The organism is Aporhodopirellula aestuarii (assembly GCF_023701485.1).
Taxonomy (GTDB): Bacteria; Planctomycetota; Planctomycetia; order Pirellulales; family Pirellulaceae; genus Rhodopirellula; species Rhodopirellula aestuarii.
The window spans coordinates 1-22,378 of record NZ_JAMQBK010000100.1; the positions used below are offsets into that span (position 1 = coordinate 1).

14 protein-coding genes are annotated in these 22,378 nt (G+C 56.8%); 4 read left to right on the forward strand and 10 right to left on the reverse strand.

All coding sequences use genetic code 11. From position 1 onward, the window contains the following. Positions 1–193: 193 nt before the first annotated feature. The 4 genes from NB063_RS29505 to NB063_RS29520 form a co-directional block, all read right to left on the reverse strand. A complete protein-coding gene (locus NB063_RS29505) occupies positions 194–1,183 on the reverse strand; it encodes a DUF1559 domain-containing protein (RefSeq protein WP_250932904.1) in 990 nt (329 codons plus the stop codon). Between the two features lie 81 nt (positions 1,184–1,264). Continuing rightward, a complete protein-coding gene (locus NB063_RS29510; RefSeq protein ID WP_250932906.1) occupies positions 1,265–4,864 on the reverse strand; it encodes a WD40 repeat domain-containing serine/threonine protein kinase in 3,600 nt (1,199 codons plus the stop codon). Between the two features lie 868 nt (positions 4,865–5,732). After that, the gene (uvrB, locus tag NB063_RS29515) at positions 5,733–7,859 is read right to left on the reverse strand and encodes an excinuclease ABC subunit UvrB (RefSeq protein ID WP_250932908.1); all 2,127 of its coding nucleotides are present in this window, start codon (positions 7,857–7,859) and stop codon (positions 5,733–5,735) included. A 56-nt stretch (positions 7,860–7,915) separates the two neighbouring features. Beyond that, a complete protein-coding gene (locus NB063_RS29520) occupies positions 7,916–8,872 on the reverse strand; it encodes an NAD-dependent epimerase/dehydratase family protein (RefSeq protein ID WP_250932910.1) in 957 nt (318 codons plus the stop codon). A 225-nt stretch (positions 8,873–9,097) separates the two neighbouring features. Here NB063_RS29520 and NB063_RS29525 point away from each other — a divergent pair, with 225 nt between their 5' ends. From NB063_RS29525 to NB063_RS29535, 3 genes are read left to right on the forward strand one after another with little or no spacing between them, the layout of a single operon-like run. Then, positions 9,098–10,363, forward strand: a complete 1,266-nt coding sequence (locus tag NB063_RS29525) for a S1C family serine protease (RefSeq protein ID WP_250932911.1) — start codon at positions 9,098–9,100, stop codon at positions 10,361–10,363. Beyond that, positions 10,350–11,450, forward strand: coding sequence for a PDZ domain-containing protein (locus tag NB063_RS29530; protein ID WP_250932913.1), 1,101 nt, complete (start codon positions 10,350–10,352; stop codon positions 11,448–11,450). The genes NB063_RS29525 and NB063_RS29530 overlap by 14 nt, the downstream gene beginning before the upstream one ends. Positions 11,451–11,453: 3 nt before the next feature. Continuing rightward, positions 11,454–13,583, forward strand: coding sequence for a hypothetical protein (locus tag NB063_RS29535; RefSeq protein WP_250932915.1), 2,130 nt, complete (start codon positions 11,454–11,456; stop codon positions 13,581–13,583). Between the two features lie 42 nt (positions 13,584–13,625). Here NB063_RS29535 and hisS read toward each other — a convergent pair whose 3' ends face one another. From hisS to typA, 4 genes are all read right to left on the reverse strand, one after another. Next, positions 13,626–14,948 (reverse strand): histidine--tRNA ligase, encoded by a 1,323-nt coding sequence (gene hisS, locus NB063_RS29540; protein ID WP_250932946.1) that lies wholly within the window; start codon positions 14,946–14,948, stop codon positions 13,626–13,628. Between the two features lie 81 nt (positions 14,949–15,029). Continuing rightward, the gene (locus tag NB063_RS29545; protein WP_250932917.1) at positions 15,030–15,899 is read right to left on the reverse strand and encodes a DUF6159 family protein; all 870 of its coding nucleotides are present in this window, start codon (positions 15,897–15,899) and stop codon (positions 15,030–15,032) included. 232 nt (positions 15,900–16,131) lie between these two features. Continuing rightward, complete coding sequence (locus tag NB063_RS29550; protein WP_250932919.1) at positions 16,132–16,917, reverse strand: histidine phosphatase family protein; 786 nt, start codon at positions 16,915–16,917, stop codon at positions 16,132–16,134. After that, entirely contained in the window at positions 16,914–18,764 is a 1,851-nt protein-coding gene (gene typA / locus NB063_RS29555) for a translational GTPase TypA (protein ID WP_250932948.1), read from the reverse strand. The genes NB063_RS29550 and typA overlap by 4 nt, the downstream gene beginning before the upstream one ends. Before the next feature lie 215 nt (positions 18,765–18,979). Between typA and NB063_RS29560 the strand changes: the two genes are divergently transcribed. Continuing rightward, positions 18,980–19,864, forward strand: coding sequence for an NAD-dependent epimerase/dehydratase family protein (locus NB063_RS29560; protein ID WP_250932921.1), 885 nt, complete (start codon positions 18,980–18,982; stop codon positions 19,862–19,864). Between the two features lie 302 nt (positions 19,865–20,166). Here the strand turns inward: NB063_RS29560 and NB063_RS29565 are convergent, their stop codons facing one another. Together NB063_RS29565 and NB063_RS29570 are read right to left on the reverse strand one after the other, a co-directional pair. Continuing rightward, positions 20,167–20,823 carry a ribonuclease H1 domain-containing protein gene (locus tag NB063_RS29565; RefSeq protein ID WP_250932923.1) on the reverse strand — a complete coding sequence of 219 codons (657 nt, stop codon included), beginning with the start codon at positions 20,821–20,823 and terminating at the stop codon, positions 20,167–20,169. Between the two features lie 513 nt (positions 20,824–21,336). Further along, positions 21,337–22,359 (reverse strand): DUF1573 domain-containing protein, encoded by a 1,023-nt coding sequence (locus NB063_RS29570; RefSeq protein ID WP_250932925.1) that lies wholly within the window; start codon positions 22,357–22,359, stop codon positions 21,337–21,339. Positions 22,360–22,378 lie beyond the last annotated feature (19 nt).

A 22,378-nucleotide genomic window follows, 5' to 3' on the forward strand; every position in this document is an offset into this window, starting at 1 on the left:
CTTCTATGTACCTGCTTAACCGGCAGTCGTGAACATGGCGGTTGGCCAAGTGATGCCGTGGTTTTCGATCTTCCGGGGGCATTGCCCCTGGCTTCGATGACAATGACCTTTGGCCAACATGCCGATGAAACGTGCGGCGAGCTTTCGCAAACTCCCCGGTCACACATTCGCAATCCACAACCAGACCGTGCCCTCACGGTTTGGGCCGTTCACCACCACGGCGAGTAATCATCGACGCGAACAAGTAGGGTTCGATGCTCTCGGTGAACAAATTGACGGATCCGTCGGCCAGCAAAAAGTACGATCCTCCCACATGGAAACTGTGGAAACCGAAGCCTCTCGCATTGGTACAGTTGATCGCACAAGGCCCATCCTCGGGTGGCCAAAACAAGCCTTCACGCTGGGAACCTTGAAACCAGTTCTCGCCGTTAACAAGGTCTCCCCAACCACCGCCGTTCACTCCGACGAGGTTTTGCGTCGCGATGACGTCAACCGTTCCGGCGCTGAAGATCGTCGGTCCCCCGGTGCGTTCGCCCAGCATAAACGTGTGGGACAGCCCGTCGAGAATACCGGCGAAGTTTCCGTCATGTCCTCCGCCGAACACTTCACTGACAACTTGCAGCGCACCTTCACGTTCGATCGAGCCATCGATTCCAGCGTGCCTCATGTACTCGCCCGTGACACCGGTCGTCGGACAATAGTCGATGGGAGCAATATTTGTCGCGGTGAAGGGCAGCCCCATCCCGGACGAGTCGAACGTATAGCGTCGTGAATCCGCATCCTCGGGCGTCGATGGGCAAACATAGCCCGTAACAACCGTCTGAATGACGGCAACGTTTCGCGGGCTGAGCTGATCGACGGCAACGACGTTTTGGTCGAACTGATCGAATAACGCCTGATTCTCCATAAACGGCAAAATCGTCACTGGCCACGACCGCCCGTTGAACGACTTAGGAGGCGTTTCGAACCACAATGCCCGCGGCAAGACGCGAAACGCGCTGTGGTAATTGTGAATGGCCAAGCCCATCTGCCGCATGTGGTTGCTGCATTGCATTCGGCGAGCCGCTTCACGCGCCGCCTGTACGGCCGGGATCAGCAGTCCAACCAATACCGCGATAATGGCGATCACGACCAACAATTCAACTAACGTGAACCCGGATCGTTGAGACTTGGAATTCGTCATTTTTGCGATGCCCCTCAAACAAGATGTATGATGTCGATTCTAGTAAACTTTTCAACACGTTTGCAATTTGAATTCATTTGCTCATTGCTCTGTCAACGAGATCAGATGCAATCGAGATTCTGAATCTGACCGGTAGGCAGTCGGGTCTCCATCGCTAAAAACCAACATTCCGGTTTCTTCCGAGATCGAGATGTTCATGATTGCACGTTTGCGGGACAATGGCGAAACGGTCCCAAGGAGCCTCAGATTAGATGCGTTCCAGATCCCGATTTCGCCTGTCTGGCTTCCAGACAGTATCGTTTTGCCGTCGGGGGACATCACCATCGAAAGAATTTGATAGTGGCGCTCTTGTGTTCCAACGTCTGAACGCCACTGACGCGAAACTTGCTTGCGTCGCCCGCGACTGTCAATTGCATAGATTCGCCCCTCCATCGTCCCAATCAAAATGCGATCTTCTTTCGGATCCGAGCAACTGGCACGAACGAAGTCCAACCCTGGGCCGAGCGTTGTTTCTGAAAAATCACCCAGGCGATATTTGCAGAACGAATCACCCATCAACAGAAGGTCCTCGTCACTGGTCAACGCAATGTCTGCCGCCTGTCGCCGCAAATGGACCTTGGCATCGGGAATGAACGACGGTGTGCCGTCTCGCTCGTCAACTTCTATCACCAAAGTATAGATATGATTTTTCCCGGTACTTACGATCAATCGATCTTGCGAGCTATTTACAAGGATGTCCCTGACAGTCCAGGTTGTGGGCGCATCCAGTCTCGGCAATTCGAACAAGCGTCGCTTTCCCGCCGCCTCTTTTACGAAAACACGCCCGTCCGCGTATCCTACAAAGAGCCATCGACGCCCCTGATGGTAGAAGAGCACCGTACCCCACGTATCGCGGGCGGGCATTTCCTCTACCGTCGTTCCCCGTTCCACGTCGATGCTATATACCGAACCATCACTACGCATCGCGAATACCGACTTGCCGTCGGCACTCACCGCTGAATCGACCGCTTTCCAATCTTCCTGTGGAAACAACGGATTGCATTGGTCGACAACGCACGCTGCCTGATCCCCAGACGGCATGCTCTTAAGCGTTGTGACCGCGAGCATGCCGTCAATTCCACCGCTGAATACTTTGGAATTGGAAGCGACGTCGATCGCCGACACTGCTCCCCGGTGCCGGACCTCGTATTGGATTGGCTCGGTGTGACAAACGCATGGCATCGATTCATTCGGTGAGATACAAGCCTGTTTGTCTCGCTCGATATCGGCGAGCTTCCAAACGGCAATGCCTCCAACAGTTGTCCCGGCGACCAAATACTCATCGTCCTCGCTAATCGCCAAACAAGTGAGCAAGCCTCGCTGAAAATCAATGTCATAGCGTGTCTGTGAATCGCCATCGCGTTCGTATACAACGACACTGGATAAATTATAATGGATACAGAAACACTTCTTAGAATCCTTTGTTATCGCCAGACTGGTGGGAGCCCACCCCGTAGGCTTGTTTAGGAAATGGCGAGCCTCATAAGAATTGAAATCAACTGCATGAATTTCTGATAGATTCGGAACGATGATGAGCTCACCCTCCGTGCTAACCAACAGATTTTCGTTGCGACGTTCCGCAGGAATTTTGAATCGTTGCGAGGAATCTTCGATCGTGATCAGCTGGATCGGCTCATATCGACAACCGACCGCAATTTGTTTGGAATCGGGAGAAAAGGCGAGCGACTCGACCGTCGAATCGAAACCGGTGAACGATCTGGCAACCTTCAGTTCGTCGCTCGCGGCGTTGGACACGTCAATCATTTCTACCGAGGAAATGCCTGACCATGAAACGATGCTTGCCGACCTGCTCTTTCCGACGGCCAACCATTTGCCATCAGGCGATGCCGCCAACGCGTGGATCTGAACCGTTCCGCCAATGCCCAAAACACCCTGCTGAGGCAACTGCAACGAATTGATCAATCGACCGTCGCTGAGATCATGGATGTGAAGCCAGCCCTTCAGAGAAGTCGATACCACCCAATTACGTTTAGGAATAACGACCACCTCGGTTACTTGCGACGGCATTTCGGACGCAGGTAATTCCAAAGACCTCCAGCCTTGTCGAGCAAAGGTCTTGAGCAGTCGCCAGTCATAACGCGACTGGACGCGTTCGGCACCGCTGTAGTCAACGATCTCCTCTGCAATCTGCAGCGAATTGGCGGAGTCTCCCGCCGCAACAGCAGCGAATGCTTGTCGTAGGTCAGACTGATAGGCAACCTCGAGGGCGGCCCTTTCGCTCGCTTCCGCCTTGATCCGTTCGCGTTCCGCCTCGTGAAGGGCAACACTCGCCCGGTGCTCTGCCTCGACCGCGAGCCCTTCGTTTCTCGACGCGATCAAAATTGCCGTCGCGAGCACTTCGCTCTGGCGACGAAGACTTCGGTTGCTCCACGCGAACGTGACCGCCGCAATTGTCGACATCAACAGCAACCCAACGACCAACGCGGACTCAACGGGCGAACGACGCAGAAATTGAAACGCCCGCTCGGCACGCCCCTGCGGACGCGCCCAGATTGGAAACCCCTCGGAATAACGTTCCAGGTCGTCGCACAAGTCTTGAATCGATTCGTATCGTTTGGCCGGATCACGCTCCAAACACTTCATGCAAATTGCGTCGAGATCCCGATGAATCTTTGGGTTTCGCTCACGCAGCGGTATCGCCTCCGACTGCGCCATCAACTCGATCAATTCGATGGGGTGCTTCGCCTTGAACGGAACGCATCCGGCAAGCATTTGGTAGATCACCACTCCCAACGAGTAGACGTCGCCGAGCTTGAGTTCCGGGACCGCACCTCCCACAGGACCTTCACGCGTCAACTGTTCCGGAGCGATGTAGGTGAGCGTTCCGACAAGATGATTGCCCTCGTGCGATTGAATCGAATCGAGAATGTCACGCACCAAACCGAAGTCAGTCAACCTCGGCGTGAACGGCAAACTTTCCGATCGGTCTAGCCAGTCAAATAAATCGGCGGAGTCCGGGGTTCGAGCAGATGACTCAGCGATTGCTTTCGGGTTCGGCCGAAACGGATCGGGTACCAATAAAACGTTACTGGGTTTGATGTCTCGGTGAACAAACCCACGACGGTGAGCATGCGAAAGTGCCTGAGCGAGCTTAATCGCGATCTCGACTGCCCAAGTAGGCTCGATGCCGTCCGGATGTTTTGTAATGAATTGCCGGAGGGTCGGTCCCGGACAGAGTTCCGACACGAGGTAAATACACTCGCCGTCCTCAATGATCTCGTAGAGAGGCACGAGATACGGGTGGCTCATCTTTGCCGTCGCCCGAGCCTCGTGTAATCGCCGCTCGTCATTCGCCCGCGATCCACGCAGACGCGAGATCGCTTTGATGGCGACGTCTCGCTCGAGCACTGAATCGTAAGCGCGGTGCACGACACCAAAACCGCCTCGACCGAGTTCCTCCTTGATAACGAACCTGGCGACTTGCGATGGCACCGTCGGAATCGGACGGTCTGCACGACAGGTGTCATTCGACCGAGTGCTATTGTCGGGAGATCCATCCTCGTAATGCACCGGTCCCGAGGGATCGCCTTCCAGAAGCTCATCGCCGATCAATGAGCGGATACTCAGATGTTCGTCTTGACTGTCGTCCCACGGCTGCGGGTAGGCGTCATCGAGTGTCATCCGGACAACACTTGTAAAAAGGGCTGCGGTTCTCCCTGCGATAATGTGCGGTGCGTCCGCCGCGCGTCCATACACCCCCCAGACGCAGTTCTACGGCGATTGTCCGACCAAAACGACCTCACGTTCACGCGAATGAGCGCATCTCGATTGGATGGCACCGCCAAGCTGAAATCTTCGAACATACCGCCCATTTCGAAAGATCAATGCGTACGATTGTTGTTGGGGAACTCAAACGCGCCGCGTACTGTTACGCATTCGAGCCAATTCGCGTCTCGCACGCCTGCGAAACGTCCTACCGGCACACCGAATCGCCCTGTCGTTCTCATAGAGAAACAGGACACTTAGGGGGCGAGTGGGTGCACTGCCCCACTATAGCGACCAGCCAGGCATTGTCTACAATCGGCTTGCTAAGGTCTGACAAGCCCCCGCTGAGTTCCTTTTTTCGAACCGAACCATTCCATTCGCAGCCATTTTTTTTCCCGGCAAGACAGTCAACCTGACGAAAATTCGGCCCTTCTTGGCGTTTCTGACGCCATAAGCAATCAGCACAAACGGGCCACCAATTTTTTCGGAGTTTTAAGCTAACGCTCTCGGTTCAGAGCGTCCCACGCGGAAGAAAAGGCGTTTGAGCAGCCCCTCGACTGCTCGAGATAACCGGCTTCATCGAAAGTAAAAACTCGGTTGCGGCGCATCATTTCGAAATGCGTCCACTGCCCCGGCAATCCTACCGCTTGCTTGGCCCGGTCTGCGAAAAGCGTCGCACACCTTAATCAGCGAGAGGAGCCAACGATGACGCGATATTTTGCACTAAATTGATTGACTCAGTCGGCGGTTAACAACGTATGACTTGCAAAGCAAGTCTTGGCGATCACCCCCGTTTAGGACGCGGTATCTTGGCTCGATTGGGATTGATCCCCTTTTGCTTTTTCCCGGCGCGGCGTCCTTGGCCACGGCCACCCGAACTCGGTTTATCAGGCGGCAGTTCGATGTCCGAGAGCGGTTTGCCGATGTTATCACGTAACTGCACAACGCGATCTCGCAATCGAGCCGCCCGTTCGAATTCGAGGTCTTCGGCTGCGGAGAGCATCTCCCGCTCAAGCGCCTCGACGTATTCCAACGTGATGTACGTGATCTTGCTTTCGGCCGTCGCCTGCCGTTCCACCTCGGAATGTTTCGCCGCGTCAGATTCGATGCCCGATCGGATTGATTTGAAAATTGTCTTGGGAACGATGCCGTGCTCGTCGTTGTACTTCTTCTGAATCTCGCGTCGACGCTCGGTTTCCTCGATCGCCATTTGCATCGAGTCAGTCATCTTATCGGCATACAGAAAAACGCGAGAGTTGGCATTCCGTGCGGCACGCCCGATCGTTTGGATCAGACTCGTTTCGCTGCGTAGAAACCCTTCTTTATCCGCGTCCAGAATCGCCACCAGCGAAACTTCGGGTAAGTCGAGACCTTCCCTCAACAGGTTCACCCCGACGAGACAATCGAATTGACCGGTCCGCAATTCCTGCAGCAGATCGACTCGTTCAAACGCGTTGAGTTCACTATGCAACCAACGACACCGAACCGCTTGTTCTTGAAAATAGTTCGAAAGGTCTTCGGCGAGCCGCTTGGTCAGCGCCGTCACAAGCACGCGTTCGTTGCGGGCGGCGCGGATCCGGACTTCGTCGAGCAAGTGGTTGACCTGCCCCCGTGCCGGGACCACTTCGACAATCGGATCGAGCAACCCTGTCGGACGAATGATTTGCTCGACCACTTCGCCACCGGTGCGTTCGAGTTCATAGTTGCTCGGCGTTGCACTGACAAAACAAATCTGCCCGGTCCGCTCCTCCCATTCGTCGAATTTGAGAGGCCGGTTGTCCAACGCACTGGGCAATCGAAAACCGTGCTGGACGAGCGTCATCTTGCGACTGCGGTCACCAGCATACATCGCGCGGACTTGCGGCACGGTCACGTGTGACTCATCCACAAACGTCACCATGTCTTTCGGGAAAAACTCATACAACGTGTCCGGCGTCGCCCCCGGGGGTTTGCCTGACAAAGGCCGCGAGTAGTTTTCGATTCCCGGGCAATGCCCCACCTCAGCCAACATTTCGAGATCGAACTTCGTTCTCGCCGATAACCGCTGAGCCTCGAGCAGTTTGCCTTGGCTCTGAAACACTTCGAGTTGCTCGGCAAGCTCGGCACGCAGCGACTTGAGTGCCGCTTGGATGCGATCCTCCGGCATGACGAAGTGTTTCGCCGGATAGATGTAGAGGTCGTCAACGGTTTTAATCGTTTCGCCGGTGAGCGGTTTGATCAGCGAAATCCGCTCGATCTCGTCGCCCCACATTTCGATACGGAAGGCGAACTCCTCGTAAGTCGGCCAAACTTCGATCGAGTCGCCGCGGACGCGAAATTTGCCACGCTCAAAAGCAAAATCATTGCGGTCGTATTGAACGTCAACAAGCTTCAACAACAAATGATCGCGCCGGGTCGTCTCACCTCGATGTATATCGATGACGAGTTCTTTGTAATCCTTCGGCGAACCGAGCCCGTAGATACTGCTGACCGACGCGACGATCACCACGTCCCGGCGGCTGACCAAAGAACTCGTCGTTGCCAACCGCAAACGATCGATCTCTTCATTGATCGAGGAGTCCTTTTCGATATAGACGTCCCGCTGCGGGATATAGGCTTCGGGTTGGTAATAGTCGTAATAGCTGACGAAGTAGTGGACCGCGTTGTTGGGAAAGAACTCCTTGAACTCGCCGTACAACTGTGCCGCGAGTGTTTTGTTGTGACTGAGAACCAACGCCGGCCGGCCCAGGTTCGCGATCACGTTGGCCATCGTGTACGTCTTCCCGGTTCCCGTCGCACCGAGCAGCGTCTGGGCTGGTTTGCCGGACAGGAATCCTGCGGTCAATTTTTCGATCGCGACGGGCTGGTCACCCGATGGTGGAAAAGGTTGATTGAGATCGAATTTTGCAGCTGGGAGTGTGGGCATATTCATTTGAGTGAGTTTAACGCCGGTCGAGATTTTGTGTAACGCAGCCGCTTCGACGCCGCCTACAAGATGTCACGCAGTCCTTCGACAAAGCTCGGGTAGCGCAGCGTCGGTAAGAGGTCACGTTTGAATTGGCGGTTCCAAATCCGTTTGTCCGTTTCGCTGCGAAAACGCACGCCCGAATCCGCGGCCGGGTCGATAAACTCAGGCGGCTTCGATCGAGTTTGTCGGGCGATCTCTTCGTAAAACCGCCGACGTACGACCGGGCGATCATCGCTGACAACGTACAAGCGTTCCCGCCGCGGTTGGGAATACTCACTCAAGAACGGATTGGGCGGCGTTCGCGAGAACGCGGCGATGACTGCGGCGGCGGCGTCGTCGACATGAATCAGATTCAAATGACCGTCTGGCGGCGACGCGATCGGCCTTCCGGCGCGGACATCCGCTGCCCGAGGCACTCGCCCAGGACCGTAGATTCCCGACAACCGCAGGATCGTCCACGGGGAATGTCCAAGACGGGCACGCATTTTTGCTTCGGCCTGCAAATGAGCCCGCCCGCCGTCGCGAGTCGGATGCGTCGGCGACCGCTCGTCGACCCAAACACCGCCGATCTGGTGATAAACACCCGTCGTGCTGATGTAGCAAACGTCTGGCACCGGACAACCCAAACGCTGGGGTAGCGAGCAGAACGATCGCAACAAGCGAGATAATCCGTCCACTTGGGAGACAAACCGATCCACCGAGCTGGTTCGATCGTAACTGACTGAAACCAGCACGCGATCGACTTTTCGGCGTTCGATGACCTCCAGAATTGCTTGCAAATCGCGAGAATCGTTCCAATCGAACCGCACCGGGTGAAATTCTTGATTCGCAATTTTGGCGAGTTGGGTTCGGCTCGTCGCCGCTACGGACCACCCAGCCGCTCGAGCTTGCCACCCCACTCGCGTGCCCAAATAGCCGCACCCGATGATCAGCAGGCTGGGGGTGGAAGGCGGATAATTTGTGTTTTTTACGTTCACGAGGCAAAGATGTCGTCGAGGGATGGGTGCGGAAAGGGTCCCAGCGTAGCCGGCCGCAGACCGTAGCCGGGATGCGGTAAAAAGGGATGTGGCGGGACGCCAGGAGGCTCGCAAAAAGGTGGGCGATTTCTGGTCAACAGGGTACAATAAGGACCGGCCCAGAGCAGGGACTTCTGTTGAGATTGAACCCAGCGATGACAATCACGAATATGAGGGGCAGTTAGTTTGAAATTGGATTCTTCGCCGCAGTCAAGCTTGCCGTGCGCAGATGCTGCGCCGACGCCTCGTCGATGCGGCCAGATTGCTCGCATTTTGCTGGTACTGATCTGCGGATGGTCGCTGAGTTTTCTGCTCGGCACAACGACCGCAACGGCGCAAGATCAGTTTTTTCCTAGCGGTTCGCCACTCCCAGGCAACCTCGCCCCAGGTACCGCTGTACCTGATGGGATTGTCCACGGAACAGCCACAGACGGGGTTAGCCCGATGGCTAACTCGGAGGCAGAACAGGATGCATCGACACGTCCCGGTTTCCGCCCGAAAGGCGACACGTGGGTCAAACCACCGGAGGAACTGAGAGAATTGTTGGAGCGAGGTGGCGTGCCTGAATCGCTCGAAATGCTGCGTTTACTCCAGCGTCAACAGCAGCTCGTTGCATCGCGTGCCGCTGAGTGCACCGTCAGCGTTCAGATCGGCCCCGCCCAAGGTTGCGGTGTCATCATTACCGAGACCGGATACGTCCTTACCGCCGCTCACGTCGCGATGCGTCCCGGCAAAGAAGCCGTCCTGACGCTCGCCGACGGCCGCACGGTCACCGCCACAACCCGTGGGATGAATCGCCACGTGGACGCCGGATTAATGAAAATTGACGAGGGCCAAGACGGAGGCAAGCCGTGGCCGTTCGCTTCGCCCGGCACGAGTGCAAACCTGCGCAGCGGGATGTGGTGCATCGCAACCGGTCATCCCGGCGGATACGAACGTGATCGGGGCATGGTGACGCGAGTCGGACGCATTCTCGAAGTACGAGATGATTCGATCGTTACCGATTGTGCTCTGATCGGCGGAGATTCCGGCGGACCTTTGTTCGATTTGTCAGGTCGGTTGATTGCCGTACACAGCCGGATCGGTAACGATGTGGCCGATAACTTGCACGTCCCAGTTGATCACTACCGTGACTCCTGGGATAAAATGAACGAAGGCAAGTCGTGGGGCTACCTCGAAGGCTTCAAACCGGTGCTGGGCGTGCGTGGTAACGGCACCGATCCGCAAGCCAACGTGAAAGAGATCAACCCCGGGTCCCCTGCGGACGACGCGGGGATTCAAGCCGGAGATGTTGTCGAACGCTTCGGGGACGTGCAAATAACAGATTTCGAGTCGCTCAAATCCGCCGTCGCGGACACCATGCCCGGCGAACGTGTCAAAGTATGGGTGCGACGCGAAGGGCGTTTAATCCAAGTCGTTGTAGAAATCGGACGAGCCAATGACCATTCGTAAAACCTATCCCCTGCTCTTGGTCCTGCTCGCGCTGGCGGTGTCGCCAAACACGGCGAACGCCCAAGACGAATCCGCTATTCCGGAATGGTTGCAGCAACGCTTAGTCGACCGCGTTCTCCATCGTCGCGACTCCAACGCGATGATGCGTCTGGTTCACCCGATCGCTGAATCCCTCGAAGGCAGCGTCGTCGAAGTCATCAGCAGCGGACGCCCCGTCGCTTTGGGCACCGTTGTCAAACGCCACGACTCGATCTCGCCCTCGCCGCAATCGACCCATTCCTCCGGGATACTCGACGCCTACGTTCTGACCAAACGCAGCGAACTGTCCGGTGACCCCATTCGTGTTCGGCTCTTCGACGGTCGATTATTGCCGGCCCGCGTCGCAGCGGTCCGTCGGGCGAGCGACCTGGCCTTGTTGGTCGTGCAGACCGACGCGAGTACCGCGAGTGAATCGCTCAAGCCGGTTACGTTTGAAAGATTCGTCCCGATGATCGGCAGTTTCCTGATCAGCCCTGATCGATCCGCCCGGGTGATCGGCCTCGGTGTTGTTGGTGCGTCGCCACGCAAGGTTTCCCACAAGGGACGACTCGGTATCGAATTGCAGCGGATTGAAGAATCCGGCGCACGCGTGCGGAACATCATCCCCAATAGTGGCGCCGACGAAGCCGGTTTGGAACGTGGCGACCGCATCATCGCGATCGACGGACGCCCACAAAACAACGTCGACATCGTGGTCTCGACGCTCAACAGCATGTTCCCGGGCGAAGTCGTGCAGTTGACGATCGAACGTGACGGCAGCACCGTGGACATCCCCGCTCGATTGCGAGAATTCACGGTGATGCAGGAGTCGGAAAATGACGCCCGCGTCAACGGTGCCCGCAACGTGCGGTTGTCAGGTTTCGAACAAGCGATCCAGCACGACACGGTCCTGAACCCAGAACAATGTGGTGGCCCGATCATCGACAGCGAAGGACGTGTGATTGGCATCAACATCGCCCGCGCCGGACGAGTCGTCAGTTACGCCCTCCCCGCTTCGCTGGTCGCTTCGGAAGTTTCGAGCATGATCGCCGAAGCAGGTGGTAAATAACACTTGTCTGTCCCTTTTTCTGTTCGCTGCGTCAGTTGCCACGGTCGACTTCGTGTGACCGATCAGGCGCTGGTGGGTACGATTGTCGCCTGCCCACGCTGTGGCTCCATGGTGCAAATCGCTGAACCGGAGCCCTCCGAACCGAAACAATCACCGCCGGGCCCGCCGCCTGCCACCAGTCCCGCGGATGCGCCCCCGTCAACAGCCCGCACGAGCCCGCCGCAACCGCAAATGGTCGTGGGCAGCGAGAACGTTGATAGCCAAGAGATTACTCAGTCGGACGTGTTGGGCGAGGCCAACGCGTTGGATGATCCGCAAACGAGCGGAAACGCGTTCGCGAACTCCGCTGAGGCTCCTCCTGTCGAATCAGGGTTCGCTCGCGATCCAAACCCTGCCGCACCGGACCGGACGTCGGCAGATCAGGAACAGCTGGATTGGAAGAGCGAAGGGAATTGGGCCAGCGAACCGAAACGTCGACTACGAAAACAGCTCTTGATCGGCGCAAGTGCCCTCGGCGGACTGATCGTGATCGGCGTGCTCGCCGCGTGGTTACTCGGAGGTCCGGATACCCCAGAGCCCGTTGCACAGCATCCTCCGACCCAACCAGCACAGAATCTCGTCGATGAAGTTGGCGATGACAGCGAGACTGTTCCGTCCGCACCGCCCTCGCCCGCCCCCGATCCGGTCGCGGAGGAAACGCCTGCACCTTCAACGATTCCAGCCGAAGAAGCGAGCGATCCACTCCCCGGCGACACGCCGCCGACGGAGCTTGATGCCCCCGCCGCCCCCCAACTGCCGATGGATAGCGGCCCCATTCCGTCCGGTCTGTTGCCTGTCGATATCCTTGCCGAAAACAACGATAACAGCCCGCTGATTCCGGATGGCGTCAAACCATCGGCCACCGGCGAAGATTCCGGCGAAGTAGGCCAACCCCTGATGGAGATGCCCGAGGGGCTGGAGGTTTTCACGCAACTGTTGGATCTTCCCGGCAACGCCCCTGACGCTCCTCCGGTCACAACATCCGCGACACCCGTTGATGACATGATGGTCGAGGCGGCCGCGGACGCGATGCTCGATCCGATGCTGTTGGCCACGCCGCCACCCGACGTCAACATCGACAATGCGTTGAAGTTCCGTGTGGCGATTCAAACCGAGGGATACCCACTTCACGCATTCGTGCTCGTTTGTAGTGAATTGACTCAGGTCCCTATTCAAATTGATTGGGTCAGCCTCGACCTCGCCGACATCTCGCTTACGCAACCGGTTGAGGACGCCCAGCCCGGCTGGAAACCGATCGGCCAGTTGATGGACACCATTGCTAGCCAACTCGGCTTGATTTTCGAAAAAGAGGAAACACGGCTCTTCCTCTCGATCGGAGAAGCTTCACTCAAACAACGTCTCGCCGACGTGACCTCACTGGAAGATTTTGGAGACGAACAAGTAGACGCGTTGCAATGGGTCGACGATTTTGTTGATGCAACCGAATGGGACGCTCGTGAACAAATTGGCTTGCGCGCGTTACTCGTCGACTGTCTTCGGGATGCTCGCGGCATCCCTCAGAAGTTCAAACCGGCAACCTTGAAGCATTGGTCCGCCCGAGCCGAATGCCTGACCAAGCCGGTAGTGCCTACACCCGATGAACAAGACAACTTCCCCGAACACTGGCCCTTACTCAAAGCGGGCCGATCGGGACCGCAGCTAGATACCGCAATCACGCTCGCCGGGATCCTTCGCCAAACCTCTCGCGTCAACAACGCCGCATGCCTAGTCAATTGGGATGACGCACGCCAACGCCGCCTGACTCCTGGCCAACTCGTGTTGCCCTATGCGGACCAACCCGCCGGAGAGATGCTCGCCAAAACACTCGCGCCGATGGGACTGCAAACCCGCGTTGCTGATGACTCGCATTGGTGGGTAGGCACGCAAGCGACCTACGACCGAATGCCGCTGCTGGTCATCGGCGATGAACTCGGCCCGCAACGTGACCAAATCATGCAACGGATCAACGAAGCGGCTGCGCGAACCGACACGCTGATCCTGATCAAACACGATCCGGTATCGGATCGTTACCTCAGTCTGATGCCCCGGTTTCTCTATCGCCAACTGCCGGCGATCCTCAAGCCGTTCATGTGATCACCCGCAACACGATGCGGCCAGATTCGGTCAGCAAGCGGCTTACGTCGACGACAAACGGGCGATTAACTTCTCCGGTGTATCGTGCCGGTATTCGATGTCTTCTGACGTTTTCTCCGCGAGCACTTTGACTTGCACATAGCCGCGTTCCCATTCGTCACTTCCAGCGATGAGGGCGTACGTAAAACCGTGTCCATCGGCATACTTGAGTTGCGCCTTCATCTTGCGAGGTTCCGGATAGACCTCCGCCCCGATGCCCGCGCGACGAAGATTTGTCGCCAATTTCAAGTAGTCGTCCCGGTAGTCCTTGTCAAAGAAAGGGATAAAGACTGGACACGGCTTGCTCTTCGAGGACAGCTTATCGAGCGTCTCCAAAGCACTGAGCAGACGGTCGAGTCCCAGCGAGGCGCCGATGCCGGGCAGGTGTTGCTTGGTGTACAAGCCGGCGAGATTATCGTAGCGCCCGCCGCTGCAGATGCTTCCGATTGAAGGCAATTCATCGAGCGTCGTTTCGAAAATCACACCGGTGTAATAATCCAGTCCGCGGGCGATCGAAACATCGATCTTGATCCGATCTGGTGACACTCCCGAGGCGATCGCCCCGTCGTAAATCTCACGCAGCCGCGCTGCTCCCTCGTTCGCCTTCTCGTTGTCGCCGAGAATACCGGGCAACTTCGCAAAAACCTCTTCGGCCGTTCCGTCACACTGCGCCAACTGCAAAACCTGCTCGGCTTGCTCGGTCGTGATCCCCGCGGCATTGACCATCTCAGCCGTAGTTGCCTCTAGACCGATCTTGGCGAGTTTGTCGAGGCTGCGGAGAATCGGGGTTGATTGATCCGCTAACCCGAGCGACTCAAGCAGTCCATTCAAGATTGCACGGTTATTGATGCTGATCGTGAACGCGTCGATCCCGATCGCGCGAATCAACGAATCGATCACCGTGACCGCTTCGATGTCCGCGAGCACGGATTCGGTTCCGATCGTGTCGAAGTCACATTGGTAAAATTCTCGGTAACGGCCCGCTTGCGGGTTTTCACCTCGCCAAACAGGGGCGATGTGATAGCGTTTGAACGGGGTACCGAGTTCGTTAATGTGCTGTGCGGCGAAGCGAGCCAAAGGAACCGTTAAGTCAAAACGCATCCCGACTGGACGTTTTCCAGCATCAACGAATTGATAGAGCTGCCGGTCCGTCTCCTCGCTGCCCTTGCCCGTCAATATCTCGAGGTGTTCGAGCGTTGGCGTGTCGATCGGTGCGAATCCGAAGCTCCGAAAGGTCTCGCGGGCAGTTTCCATCAGGCGTTCGCGGGGGATCATTGCCGCGGGCAAATAATCGCGAAACCCTTTGAGCGTACGGGGTTGAATCAAGGACATGAGCAGACAAACGGGGTGTGGAGATCGAAATTTTCCCACGTAGTTTATCGCTCCGGCCGTCTAGCGGTAGGTACGTTAACGGTGGGCAAACGCCGAACGCAGCGTGGAGGATTCGAATCCCGACGGAGCAGTGCCGCTCGCCCCGTACATGTAGACCGCCGCCTGAATGATCGCCGACAACGCACTCGAAATCAGCGAAACCAGCAATATCCCGAGCACTCCGATCAAGGCCAACGCGGCGCCGAGTAGAGCCATTCCGTTTCCGGCAACAACGCCCCCACCGATGATCAATCCGATGCATGGCAACATCGCTAGGAAGCAGAAAAACCCAATGCTGCTATTCCCCGCCAAAGCCTCGCCCCACGAACTTTTCAATATTTCAGTCGAACGCTTGACCGCCGTGATCGGACCGACCTTTTCAATAACCAGAACCGGTACCACGAAAAACGTCACCGCCGACCAAGCCATCCCCAACAATCCCACAATAAACTCGCCCAACCTGCCGCTGCGACTTTCGATCGCCCGCAGGGCCACACCAACCGTGGCACTCACCAATGCCCAACCCGCGATTTGGGGCAAACGGGCCATCGACGCCGACAATCCTTCGCTGATCGTCGGTCGTTCGCCATAAAAACGCTTCACCGCACAAGCGATCAGGGCGCTGTTGAAGAACACGATGACGAAATAGTTGACGAAGTAAAACAGGAACAAACCACCCCACATCAACGCATTGGTCACCGGATCGTCAGCGACAACTTCACCGTCGGCGCCCTGCATCGCCTGTTCGATCACACCAGACATCAGCAACGGCACCGCGAAGGTCGCCATCACGATCAAACAGCTCACGCCGCTGAGTAACGGAAACAGCAACAAATGCTTATCCGTCTTGAGGACTTCCCAGCTTTGCCGAGCGAGATGAAAACCATTCGTGAAGCGTTCGAACATGGGTGGGTCCAGCCAAGAGAAGTGCGGTGGTGGCGACAAAGCGTTCTGTACGTCCACCGCAAATCGTATCCGTCCCCCATCCGCCCCGCAACTTTTTGAGAGGATCGTCCGATTCGAAGGGCAAGGTCACGAGCGGGATTTTTCCCAGCACCGACATCAATCACCCGAGAAATGACTGCGACGACGGCGTGCCTCAGATCCACGCGAACGTCTCATCAGCAAGACGCGATGGCTAGAATTCGCGGCCTGTAATCAACCGCGGCGGCAGATGCGTGACGCTATTAAGCGACCCGAGTTGCCAATTGCCTTCACTGCACCCGCGGAGAATCGTGACCGCTGTGTTGGCGATCGGCCCCACCGAATCCAGACAGAGGATGTCCTTTAGCAACACCCGCAATAGCTCGCGTTTGAAGTCGGCGTGAATAACCAACGCGACCGTTTGCGTCGTCCCGCCAAATGTTTCCACCAATCGCTCGCCAACCCGCTCGGCACGAATCGACATTTCTTCGAGAGATTCTCGCGGACGACACGCCCACCATCCGGCATCACCGATTTGATCGTCGATCACCACCGAAAGAGCCTGATCGGAACCACGGCTGCCGCTCGGACTTCGATCCAAAGCAGCCCCCGATGCATCGCCCGCCACGGTGCCAGCCAGCACCGGTTGCGGCAGAAAGAATCGCTCGATCTGCCGACGGTTCATGCCTTCGGCACCCGCGAAACTGGCCGGATCGTGCCCGTGATAACACCCGCCATTTTCAAACACATCGTGCCATACCTGCACGGGGCAGGCACGACGTTTAAGTACCGGGTACGCCGTTTCCAACGTCCGTCGAAACGGACTCGTCACCAAAACGTCCAGCGGGATTGCTTGCATCCACGACGCCAAATGGTCCGCTTGCAATCGCCCGCGTGGCGTAATCGCCGGATCACTCACACGTTCATAAACCGGTTTTGCGTTGTTCGCACTCTCGGCGTGGCGGATGACAAGTAACTCGAACGATTGAGACGAGATCAAGCGTTGCGACCTTTGCGACGTCGGTCGGATTCTTTCAATCCCATCTTGCGCAAGCGGATCGAAAGCGGAGTGACCTCCACGAGCTCATCATCCTCGATGTACTCGAGCGCGGTCTCGAGCGACATATCGCGTGGCGGCTTGAGAATGACGTTTTCGTCACTCCCGCTGGCACGCATGTTCGTGAGTTTCTTTTCACGCGACGGGTTGACGACCATATCGCCTTCGCGAGCGTTCTCGCCGACGATCATGCCTTCGTAAACTTCGATGCCCGCAGGCACAAACAGATCGCTGCGATCTTGCAGTGCGTACAAAGCAAACGGCATCGTTTTGCCGCCGGTCATCGATACCAAAACACCGTTGGCGCGACGTGGCACGTCGCCTTCCACCACGCGGTAACTTTCAAAGCGGTGGTGAATGATCGCGGTCCCGCGAGTCGCGTTCAGCAACCGGGTACGCAGTCCGATCAAACCACGCGAAGGAATGATGAACTTCAACAGGCTGTATTCGCCGCGTTGTTTCATTTCTTCGAGTTGTCCGCGACGAAGTCCGACGAGCTCCATCACGGGGCCCATCACGTCCGTGGGAACTTCCACACGAAGTGTTTCAAACGGCTCGTGCTTTTTGCCGTCGATCATCTTGTAAACGACCTGCGGCTTCGCGACGCTGAGTTCATAACCTTCACGCCGCATTGTTTCGATCAAGATTGCCAGGTGCAGCACGCCCCGACCGGCGACCGCGTAGGCTTCCGTTCCTTCGATCATTCGCACTCGAAGTGCAACGTTTCGTTCGAGTTCTTTTTCGAGACGAGCCTTGATCTGTCGCGTCGTCACGTACTTGCCTTCGCGGCCCGCCATTGGCGATGAGTTGACGCTGAACACCATCTCGAGGGTCGGTTCGTCCACTTTCAAACGGGGCAATGGGTTGTCCGCGCCAGACGCTGTTAACGTGTCACCGATTTCGACGTCGTCGAGCCCTTCGAGTGCGACCAAGTCACCCGCCGAAGCGGATTCGGCCGCGACGCGTCCCAGGTTATCAAACAGGTACAACCCCGATGGTTTGACCTTGCGTTTGATCGGCTCGTCATCGGCATTGAGACAATGCAGATCGAACGACTGGCCCATCGAAATGGTTCCCGCGTTGATCCGGCCGACCGCGATCCGGCCGACATATTCGCTCCAGTCGAGCGTCGTGACCATCATCTGAAAATCAGAGTCTGGATCAATCGTCGGACCAGGCAAGTGATCGACCAAGAGATCCAACAACGGAAGCATATTATCGGTGCGGACCGTGTGATCCGTCGTCGCAAAACCTTCCTTCGCACTCGTGTACACGTATCCGATGTCATCGAGCTGCTCTTCGCCACCGAGGTCGGCGAGCAACTCAAGGGCTTCATCGAGCGCTTCGTGGGGGCGTCCGTCTGGGCGGTCGACTTTGTTGACCACAACGATCGGCTTGCATCCAGCTTGCAGCGCCTTTTCGAGCACGAAACGCGTCTGTGGCATTGGGCCTTCGGCAGCATCCACGAGCACCAAACAGCCATCGGCCATCTTCACAACCCGCTCGACTTCACCGCCGAAGTCCGCGTGACCGGGGGTGTCAATCAAGTTGATCTTCACACCGCGATAGGGGATCGCGATGTTTTTGGCAAGAATCGTGATCCCGCGTTCTTTCTCAAGATCGTTCGAATCGAGAATCCGTTCACCTTGGAGTTCCGTCGCCCGATACTGGCCGCTCTGACGAAGCAGGCAGTCGACCAGAGTCGTTTTGCCATGGTCGACGTGAGCGATAATCACCACGTTGCGAATGTCTTCGCGGGTGGCTGACGGCTTGGTAGTGTCTTGATTCAATGTGATAGCGGAAGACAAGGGGAAAGCTTTCGATCTAAACTGACAAGGCGGGCGATAACAGATAGCATGGTCAGTTCGGCATCGCTATCTCGATGGACGTTGACGTAGTTCTAGTTTCTGCGGCGATCCGTCACTAGGCGAAATGGCACGAATGTTGCCCATCCCCGCCGTAACCCCCCTTAAAACAAACTGCTCGCCCTTTCGCCGATTCAGCCATGCTCGTAGCCCTTACCGGAGGGACCGGATTCGTCGGTCGCCACACAATCTCACGTCTCACCGCGAACGGGCACACCGTCCGAACCTGGTACCGCAGGGACCCGCCCGAACCGATTTCAGGGGTCGAATGGATCCCCGGACAGCTCGACGATCCAGATGCGACGCGATCCCTAATCGAGGGGTGCGACGCCGTCGTCCACACGGCCGTCGCCCGGCAAGGGCAGAGCTTCATGCGAGAACCCGACGATCCGATCAACTATTTCCAAACCAACGTCGTCGGCTCGCTGCGTTTAATCGCCGAATCGGAAGCCGCCGGCGTCAAACGCTTCGTTTTCATCTCTTCCGGCACCGTTCACCAACACGTCGCCGACGACTTGCCACTCGACGAACGACACCCGCTGTGGCCGTCATCGATGTACGGGGCAAGCAAGGCGTCGGTCGAAACGCTTGTCCACGCTTACGGGCTTTCCGATCGCCTCAACATCGCAACGCTCCGCCCTGTCTCGATCGTCGGTGTCGACAACCCGATCGAACACTCGAAGTGGTTCGGTTTGGTGCGTGCGATGAAAGCGAACGAGCCCGTCGATATCAGCGGCGGCGGCAAAGTTGTCCCTGTCGACGATCTCGCCCGCGCGATCGATTGCCTGCTCAACACCGACCAACCGATCGCCGGACAAACCTACAACTGCTCCGCAGGTTTCTACAGCACGCACACCATTGCGACGATGATCCGCGAGATCACCGGCAGCAAATCGGAATGGACCGGCACCGAAAAAACATCCGCCCGAGAACTTCACACCGACAAGATCGAACAGCTCGGGATGCGGTTCAGCGGCAATGATGAGATTCACCGCATTATCGAATCGCTGGTGCAGCAATCCTAACTGGACAGCGCCACGTTCTGGCATACGCATTGGAGATTTCATCGCTCACGTAGCTGAGTCTCTCTAAGTCTCCGCATGCGGGTAACACCCGCAATTCTCGGTCTCGGGGGACGTCGATTTAATTACTGCGGGATTTCAAAAGTAGTGGAACGGCGCGAGCCGTCCGGTGAGGCGGGACCGGACGGCTCGCGCCGGTCCGCTAAAAAGTGCACTAAAACAATCAACGTCCGGAGAGACTGAGTTACGTTAATAGTGTCGCGGTCCAGCCAGATAAGCCGCCACGGCATTCCCTGGCCGCGGAGTTACTTCCTACCAAAGTCTGCTGGAATCTCGCCCCAACGCTTGGTTTCCCATTTAAGAATGGGATTACGGATTTTGTGTTCCGCTAACCATTTCTCTGCACGGCGAATCAAATTAAATAGCTTGCGATTCTCCGCCGTCGCGGGCAACTTTGTGCGACAAACACCTTGCTGGACCCAAGCTCTCCCGATCTTTGAATCGGAATAAATCGGTGTCTCATACTGTTCGGCATGATCCAGTAGCGCGAGGGCATGAACGATTGCCAAGAACTCGCCAATGTTCACGGTTCCTTCTGGATAAGGCCCCATGTGAAACAAGTTGATCCCCGACTCGATCTCCACACCTTGATATTCGAGCTCGCCCGGATTGCCTTTGCACGCCGCGTCGACCGCCCACGCGGTCATGTCCACGCCGAGCCCCTCGAGATCTTCAGGGTCGATGTTGGGCGTCGGCGTTTTCTTCTTCGAATCGCCACCCTTGCCCCAATAGTCTTCCGGCCCCTTGGCATATGCCGCTTCGGCGGCCGCGCGGGTCGGAAACGATTTGTATTTGGCGTCTGAGAACCCCGAAATTTCTCGCTGGCACTGTTCCCAAGTCGAATAAACGCCAGGATGGAATCCTTGCCAGACGACGTACGATTTTGGCTTCTTAGCCGCCATGCTACCTCTTTCGGGTTTTCAGCGAGAACAAGATTCTGGTTCGCCGTACTATGAGACGCCCAGCAAACATTGCATGATCTAACACGCAAACACGCGAGGGACGTTGATTGTTTTACTGCTATTTCTAGCGGAACGGCGCAAGCCGTCCGGTCGCGAGTCACCGGACGGCTCGCGCCGTTCCGCTACATTTGAAAACCCGCAGTAACTGAATCGGCGTCCCACGCATGTTAACCAGGAGCGAGGAACAAAACACAGGCCGTTTGTTCGATGAATCCGCCCGAATTTCTTAACCCGAGGATTCCTGGTAAGCGCAAAGGCGCCGTTCAACTTCAGCGAGATCCTGAGTTAGCCGCCGTTCGATTTCAGAACTCGTACGTCCAATGCACAACTGAGACGATGGCTCAAACGGGAGGTGAAGATGCCCCCATCTTTCGTGCCTAGCCGCTTAGCAACCGAACGTTCCGATGTGACGCCAGATCGAATGTTCGCGAACCGCCGTGATCGGCTCAACAGCTACCGAATCGTTCCGGTTGCGACGCACTCGGCGGTCTTGCCGCCCTGTAAGTCAGTCACAATCTCGATCTTCTGCGCGATTCGATCAGGCGTATCCCCCGAATCGAATTTCAACTGAACGAAGTGCAGCTTCTTCTTGCCTTCCGGGATCTCGAACGAGAACCGCTTATCGACACAACGAACTTCCGTGATCGCGAATGGCTCATCGGCACGCACGAGCAGCCGTTTGCCGACACTCTCACCCACGGTCGCCGTACCAAGACTCACCGCCGCCGGCGACACCGTCAACGCAGGACGAACGTGCCCTGCCACTGCCATTTCAATCGTCGGGAACTGCGTATCGTTGCTGATCAAAGTCAATCGTTCGCGAATATCGCCTTCCGACATCGACTCCTTCATCCGCACTTGCATTTCGTATTCCACCAATCCCGGTTGAACACGTGGTGCACTCAACTTCACCGCCAAGTCGCTGCAGTGACTACGAACATCTTGGATTCTCCACCCCGGATTCCCGCGATGAGAGATCTTGATCGTGCGATCTTTCACTTCACCCGGCTTCGACTGACCGAAATCGATTTCCGCTGGTTCGAAGGTCACGTCGGTGCGGATGAATCCCGAGACTTGCAATTGCACTTCGGCGTAATACGGTTGGTCAAAGACGACCGTAATCGTCGCGGCCTTTTGTCCGACAAACGTGCTCGTGTTTAACGTCGCAATGATCGACGCGGTTTCATGCGTCGCCAGCGTGTCCTTGCTCACCGACGGAGTCGTGCATCCGCAACTGCTGCGTACGGCGGCCACGTGAACGTCTTCTTCGTAGAGGTTTCGAAACTCAAAGTAGTGCTGCGCCGTAGCACCCCGTCCGACAACACGGAAATCGTGCTTCGTCTCCGAAAACATCCGTTGAGCCCAATTCTCTTCCGCTGCCGCCCGGCCCGGTACCGCTAGTAATCCGAAACAACCTACGACGCAGGCAACAGCGAACCGACTGACCAAGAGACTCCGTGGGATCAATGTTTTCATCAGACTGAGTTTCCCTCTG